Source organism: Nonomuraea terrae, from assembly GCF_004348995.1.
Taxonomy (GTDB): Bacteria; Actinomycetota; Actinomycetes; order Streptosporangiales; family Streptosporangiaceae; genus Nonomuraea; species Nonomuraea terrae.
In genome coordinates this window covers 1-6,484 of sequence record NZ_SMKQ01000327.1, presented here as the reverse complement: position 1 = coordinate 6,484, position 6,484 = coordinate 1, and the positions used below count along the sequence as shown (strand labels likewise).

At 72.8% G+C, this 6,484-nt stretch carries 7 protein-coding genes; 2 read left to right on the top strand and 5 right to left on the bottom strand.

Annotation, left to right across the window (positions count from 1 at the left end; genetic code table 11):
• From E1286_RS45260 to E1286_RS48640, 4 genes are all read right to left on the bottom strand, one after another.
• The coding region (locus E1286_RS45260) for a nitrilase-related carbon-nitrogen hydrolase (RefSeq protein WP_223190931.1) at positions 1-794 on the bottom strand (794 nt) is incomplete at its 3' end.
• A 16-nt stretch (positions 795-810) separates the two neighbouring features.
• On the bottom strand, positions 811-1,920 hold the full coding sequence (locus tag E1286_RS45255; RefSeq protein WP_132623296.1) for an alcohol dehydrogenase catalytic domain-containing protein: 1,110 nt from the start codon (positions 1,918-1,920) through the stop codon (positions 811-813).
• Positions 1,920-3,353, bottom strand: coding sequence for a purine-cytosine permease family protein (locus E1286_RS45250; RefSeq protein WP_132623294.1), 1,434 nt, complete (start codon positions 3,351-3,353; stop codon positions 1,920-1,922). Before E1286_RS45250 ends, E1286_RS45255 begins: the two co-directional genes overlap by 1 nt.
• A complete protein-coding gene (locus E1286_RS48640) occupies positions 3,338-3,505 on the bottom strand; it encodes a hypothetical protein (protein ID WP_165970227.1) in 168 nt (55 codons plus the stop codon). Before E1286_RS48640 ends, E1286_RS45250 begins: the two co-directional genes overlap by 16 nt.
• Before the next feature lie 255 nt (positions 3,506-3,760).
• Here E1286_RS48640 and E1286_RS45245 point away from each other — a divergent pair, with 255 nt between their 5' ends.
• Positions 3,761-4,705: an oxidoreductase gene (locus E1286_RS45245; RefSeq protein WP_132623292.1), complete on the top strand. Its 945-nt coding sequence runs from the start codon at positions 3,761-3,763 to the stop codon at positions 4,703-4,705.
• Here E1286_RS45245 and E1286_RS45240 read toward each other — a convergent pair.
• Positions 4,689-5,663, bottom strand: a complete 975-nt coding sequence (locus tag E1286_RS45240; protein ID WP_132623290.1) for an alpha/beta fold hydrolase — start codon at positions 5,661-5,663, stop codon at positions 4,689-4,691. The genes E1286_RS45245 and E1286_RS45240 overlap by 17 nt on opposite strands.
• Before the next feature lie 180 nt (positions 5,664-5,843).
• Between E1286_RS45240 and E1286_RS45235 the strand changes: the two genes are divergently transcribed.
• A partial coding sequence (locus E1286_RS45235; RefSeq protein WP_132623288.1) for a lamin tail domain-containing protein occupies positions 5,844-6,484 on the top strand: 641 nt, incomplete at its 3' end.

Here is a 6,484-nt window from a genome sequence, read left to right as displayed (position 1 = left end):
GCGGGGCGGCGGGCGGCGAGGAGGCGGTGGCGGAGGTCGCGGGCGGAGGCGAGGTCGAGCTCGGCGGTCACGACGCCGGGGCCGGCATCGAGGGCGGCGAGTACGGCGCCGGTGTGGTCGACGACGCAGCTGCCGCCGCTGAACTGCACGCGCCGCCCGTTCATCGTCTCGGCCCCGGCCTGGTCGGCGGCCACGACGGGCAGGCCGTTCTCCCAGGCGCGCAGCCGCCACGTGGCGCTCGGTCCGGGCTCGTCCACCCAGGCGGTGGGCAGGGCGATCCAGTCCGCCCCGCTCAGGGCGGCGTACCGGGCGGACTCGGGGTGGTCCATGTCGGCGCAGATCAGCGGGACGCAACGCCCCGCCGGGGTGTCCCACACGGGCGGCGGCACATGCCCGTCGGCCGCCCACAAGGGGTCGGCGACGAAGGGGTGCGCCTTGCGGTACGCGCCCACGGGACCGTCCGGCCCGATGAGCACGCACGTGTTGTGCAGGGTGCCGACCCGGGTGTCCAGCTCCGGCATGCCGAGCACGAGCCAGGCCCCGGTCGCGCGGCACAGCCGGGACAGGCGGCGGACAGCGGGGCCGTCCACCGGCTCGGCCAGGCCGCGCACCGCGTCCTCGTCCGGCCACAGGTAGCCGGTGAGCGCCAGCTCAGGCGTGACCACGACCCGCGCGCCGCCGGCCGCCGCCCGCGCGGCCAGCTCCTCGATGGCGTCGAGGTTGGCGGGCACGTCGCCGTGCGCCGAGACGAGCTGGACGACGCCGACGGTGACGGCCTCGGCGGAAGAATTCATGCGCGCGCTCCACGGATCATTCGAAAACGATGACGCTCCTCGTACGGGTGCCCGCCCGCATCGCGTCGAACGCCTCGTTCACCTCGTCGAGGCGTACGCGGTGCGAGATGAGCGAGTCGAGCGGCAGCCGGCCGGCCAGATACAGGGCGGCGAGCCGGGGGAAGTCGAGGCTCGGCACGGCGCCGCCGTAGTTGGAGCCGATGAGCGTCTTGCCCGTCTCGGCCAGCTCCAGCACGTCGATGGCCGCCTTGGCGCCCTGCGGCGGCAGCCCGACGAGCACGCCCACGCCTCCGGTCGTCAGCAGCGACGGCAACGACTCGATGGTCTCGGCCCGGCCGATGACCTCGAAGGCGTAGTCGGCGCCGCCGGAGGTGAGCTCCGCGACCTCGGCCGCCACCTGGGCGGCGTCCCCGCGGGCCCGTACGGTGTGGGTGGCGCCGAAGGAGCGGGCGGCGGCGAGCTTCTCCTCGGCGGTGTCGATCGCGACGATCGGGTACGCGCCGGCCAGGGCGAGCCCCATGACGACGGCGAGGCCGACCCCGCCGCAGCCGACGACGACGGCGGACGCCCCGGCGGGCACCCGGGCGTTGTTGACCACGGCGCCGACGCCGGTGGTGATCGAGCAGCCGATCAGGCTGGCCACGTCCATCGGCACGTCTGCGGGGATGCGGACGGCGGCCGACTCCGGCACGACGGCGTACTCGCTCATCGTGCCGACGGCGAGGTAGGGGTAGACGACGCCGGCGGCGTCGCGCAGCCGGGTGGTGCCGTCGGGCAGCAGGCACTCGTTGGAACGGGTGCCGGTGCAGGCCCACGCCTTGCCGGCGGCGCAGGCGCGGCAGCGGCGGCACGGGTAGTACCAGGAGAGGATCACGGTGTCGCCGGGAGCGACGTCGGTCACGCCGGCGCCGACCTGCTCGACGACGCCGGCGCCCTCGTGTCCCATCACGGTCGGCGTGGGCAGGCTCCACTCGCCGTCGAGCACGTGCCGGTCGGAGCCGCACACGCCGGAGGCGGCGATGCGCACCAGCACCTCGCCGGGGCCGGGGTCGGCGACCTGGATCTCGCGGACGGTCAGCCGGTCGCCGCGGCCGTCGTGGACGGCAGCGAGGGCGGTACGGGGCATCACGCTCTCCTGTCGTCGTAGCCGCCGCGTCCCCGGTTGAGCACGCGGGTGAGCAGCAGGTGGGTGAGTGCGGCCACCACCACGGCGGGCACCGACGCGGTGAGCACGGCGAACGCGGGCTCGGTGGCCAGGGTCTGCGGGTTGTAGAGCCAGACGTACGCGACCGCTCCCAGGCCGGTGGAGATCAGACCCGCCAGGTTGAACCCGCCGGTGAAGTGGTACGGGCTGGCCGCGCCGTGGGCGTACAGGCCGCGCAGGTCGATCCGCTGGCGGCGCAGCACGAAGTAGTCGGCGATGACCGTGCCGGAGATGGCCGCCAGGAACGCCCCGCTCCAGGTGACGAAGACGAGGAAGCCGTCGTACAGCAGGCTGGGCCAGAAGCTGACCACGGCCGGCAGCACGAAGAACCCGGCGGTGAGCCACTCCCAGCGCACCTTCGCCAGCAGGTTGCCGCCCGCCTGCCGCAGCGCCAGGCACGTCGAGTAGACGATCGAGGACAGGCTCGTCAGGTTGGCGAAGGCGATGAACACCAGCGCGAGCACGCCGAGCCACTTGCCGCCGAGCGGGACCATCCAGACGGTCGGGTCGGAGTCGCCCAGCGTCAGCGCCGCGGCCATGCCGACCACCTGGGCCACGATGGTGGCGCCGAACAGCCCGATGTATCCGGGCCACAGGGCGCTGCGCGGCCGGTCGGTCAGCCGGGCGAGGCTGCCCATGACGGGCCACCAGGACAGGCCCACGCCGAGATTGAACTCGACGGCCAGGGCGAAGTTGAGGGCGTCGTCGGGGAACGGGGCCAGCGGCGGGGCGGCCAGGAGGTCCGACCAGGAGGTACGCGTCAGCAGCAGCGCGATCATGCCCACGGTGAGCACGGCCAGGCCGGGGGCGACGACCCGGTTCAGCAGCCGCATCGTGAGCGGACCCTTGGCCAGGATCACCCAGGCGACGGCGATGGCCACCAGGGCGAGCAGGGTCACGGGGAGCGCGTCTGGCCCGATGTCGGTGCCGAGCACCTGGTTGGACACCTGTGTGGCGGCCCGGCCGAACATCACGCCGAGCAGCGCCGACCAGCCCATCTCGGTGAACAGCACCACGGTGAACACCAGCAGCGCGACCCCGCCGAAGCCGAAGGCGCTGCGCAGCAGGGTGTACTGCTCGCCGCCGTACCGCTGGCTCGACACGACACTGGCCAGCAGCATGATGCCCACGCCGAGGGCGTTGCCGATGATCATCGCGGCGAGGCCCTGCTGGAAGCCCACCAGCGAGGCTGTGGAGCCGCCGACGAGGAAGGCCCAGGTGGCGATGGCCAGGCCGACGTTGACCCAGCTGAAGTCGGTGAAGTTCCACACCCGCTCGGAGCGCAGTACGGGCAGCGAGCCGAACGTGGCCTCGCGTCTGACGTCCTCTTCGACGGCCATCACGCCATCACCCATCCGATCAGCGTGAGCACCACGACGACGGCCGCGAACACCCACAGCTCGGTGGGCGACAGCGGGGCGTGTGCGGGGTCGCCCGCCTCGTCCTCCTCCAGCGCGCGCAACCGCCGTTCCAGCTCGGCGCGCACCGCGGGATCCTGTACGTCCATGCGTCCTCCTCACACCGGGCAGGGGACGGCGGTCCGAGGGGGTGCCGGGGGGAGGCACAGCCGCCACTCGTAGCCGGTGTGCAACAAACGGTAAGCGCAGGTCCAAGCGTTGTTCGCACTGTGTTTCCGCTGTTCGCCGCCGCGCGGTGGCGGGTTTGCCGGCCGTTGCCAAGATCGCGGGCCGCTGACAGTATCCCAACATCCCAACCGAACGTTGCGATACACGGTCAAACCGCACCCCCCAGGTGGCACAACATGCGAAACACCGCTTCGTGGACCTTCGACGCCATCCCCGACCAGTCCGGCCGACTCGTGGTGGTGACCGGCGCCAACAGCGGCATCGGTTACGTCACCGCCGGCGAGCTGGCCCGCCGCGGCGCCCGCGTCGTGCTGGCCTGCCGTGATCCGGAACGCGGCCGGGCCGCGCTCGAACGCATGAAGGAAGAGATCCCCGGCGCCGACCTTGAGCTGCGCCGGGTGGATCTGGCCAGCCTGGCCTCCATCAGGGAGTTCGCCGCCGGCTGGGACCTCGGCCGGCTCGACCTGCTGGTCAACAACGCCGGGATCTCGATGGTGCCGTACGCCGTGACCGAGGACGGGTTCGAGTCGCAGGTCGCGGTCAACCACCTCGGCCCGTTCGCGCTGACCGGCCTGCTGCTGCCCCATCTGCTCGCCGCGCCCGATCCGCGGGTGGTCGCCGTCAGCAGCCTGGCGCAGCGCTTCGCCCGCTTCGACCTGGACAACCTCAACGCCGAGCGCGGCTACTCACCGATGTTCACGTACGCGGTGGCCAAGCGGGCCACCCTCTACTTCGCGCTCGAACTCCAGCGCCGGGCGGACGCCGCGGGGCTGAGGCTGCGCAGCATGGCCGCCGCTCCGACGCTCACCCGCTCCAACATCCTCACCGGCGGCCCGCACGCCGCCAAGGGGTGGCTCTACCGGACGATCACGCCGCTGGTCCTGCGCGTCGCCTTCCGTCCCACCCCGGAAGGCGCGCAGACCTCCCTGTACGCGGCCACCGTGCCGGACCTGCCCGGCGGCAGCTACGTCGTCGCCGACGGGCCGATCCAGATGTACGGCTCGCCCACCCTCCGCACCCGTGACCGCGCCCTCCGCGACACCGTCACGGCGCAGCGGCTGTGGGAGGTCTCGGAGCGCCTCACCGGCGTCACCTACGAGGGCGTCATGCGCCAGGCGTGAGGCCGTCGAGCCAGCCGGTCAGCAGCCGGTTGACCTCGTCGGCGCGTTCCTGCTGGACCCAGTGGCCGCAGCCGTCCAGGAGGTGGGAGGAGACCAGGCCCGGCAGGGTGGTGGGGTAGGCGTCGATCGCGGCGGACAGCCAGGTGGTGGAGGCGTCCAGGGCGCCGCCGATGAACAGCGACGGCTGCACGATGGGGGCGGCGTCCCAGGGGGCGAGGTCCTCCCAGTCGCGGTCCATGTTGCGGTAGCGGTGCAGCGCCGTGCTCATGCCGGTGCGCTCGAACTCGGCGGCGTAGACGTCGAGTTCGTCCTCGCTCAGCCAGGACGGCAGCGGGCCGGTGGGGAACCGGTCGCGCAGCGTGCCGCCCCGGGCCACGAAATGGGGGTCGGGCCGGTCGGGGCCCGGCATGGTGTCGGCGGACAGCGCGGCGTAGATGCCGGCCAGCCAGCCGCGGACGTCCGGCTCGATCTCGGCCTCGGCCCGGCCGGGCTCCTGGAAGTAGCCGACGTAGAACTCCTCGTCGCCGCCCATCCGGGCGAACGTCTCGCTGGGCCGGGGACCGCCGCGCGGGGCGTAGGGCACGCTCAGCAGCGCGACGGCGGTGAAGACGTCCGGCCGGATGAGGGCGCTGTCGGCGGCGATGGCCGAGCCCCAGTCGTGGCCGACGACGACCGCCGTCTCCTCGCCGAGGGCGCGCACCACCGCGACGTTGTCCTCGACCAGTTCCAGCATCCGGTAGGCGGCCACCGCGTCCGGCTTGGACGAACGGCCGTATCCGCGCACGTCCACGGCCACCGCCCGGTATCCGGCGCCGGCCAGCGCGGGGAGCTGGTGGCGCCAGGAGTACCAGGACTCGGGGAACCCGTGCACCAGCAGCACCAGCGGCCCTTCGCCCTGCTCGACCAGATGGATCCGGCCCGCCGGGGACGGCACCAGCCGGTGGATTGCCCGCGACATGAGTCCTCCTTCGCCGAAGCTCGCGACTCCACGATGGCGCGGGATCCGGGAATCCGGGTAATCGCGTTGCCGTTTCGGCAAAGCCCCTACGCGCTCTCACAAAAGTCAGACATCACGAATTCACAGGACATCAACCAAGTTGCTAGCAAATTGGGATGACCCTCCCTTTACTCTCGGGCAATGCGTGCAATGCCCCGGGCACTCGCGATCCTCGTCACCGCCGGCGTCACCGCCGGCTCGATCGCGGCCCTCCCCTCTGCCCCCGCCGCCGCCGCGGCGGGCACGGTAGTCATCAGCCAGGTGTACGGAGGCGGCGGAAACTCCGGCGCCCCCCTTGCGAACGACTACGTCGAGCTCTTCAACCGCAGCGGCGCCCCGGTCTCGCTGGACGGCTGGTCGGTGCAGTACACGAGTGCCACCGGCACCGGAAACTTCGCCGCCAACAAGACGAGCCTCTCCGGCACCCTGGCCCCGGGCCGCTACCACCTGGTCCAGCTCGCGGCGGGCGCCAACCCGGGCACGCCGCTGCCCGAGCCCGACACCACCGGCGGCATCAACCTCAGCGCCACGGCGGGCAAGATGGCCCTCGTCCGCTCCGCCGACGGCCTGGCCTGCAACGGCTCCACCACCGCCTGCACGCCCGAGCAGCTCGCGCTCGTCGCCGACCTGATCGGGTTCGGCGCCGCGAACTTCTCCGAGGGCGGCGCCGCGCCCGGCCTCAGCAACACCACCGCCGCGATCCGCAGGAACGGCGGCTGCGCCGACACCGACGACAACGCCGCCGACTTCGAGGCCGCCGCCCTGGCCCCGCGCAACAGCGC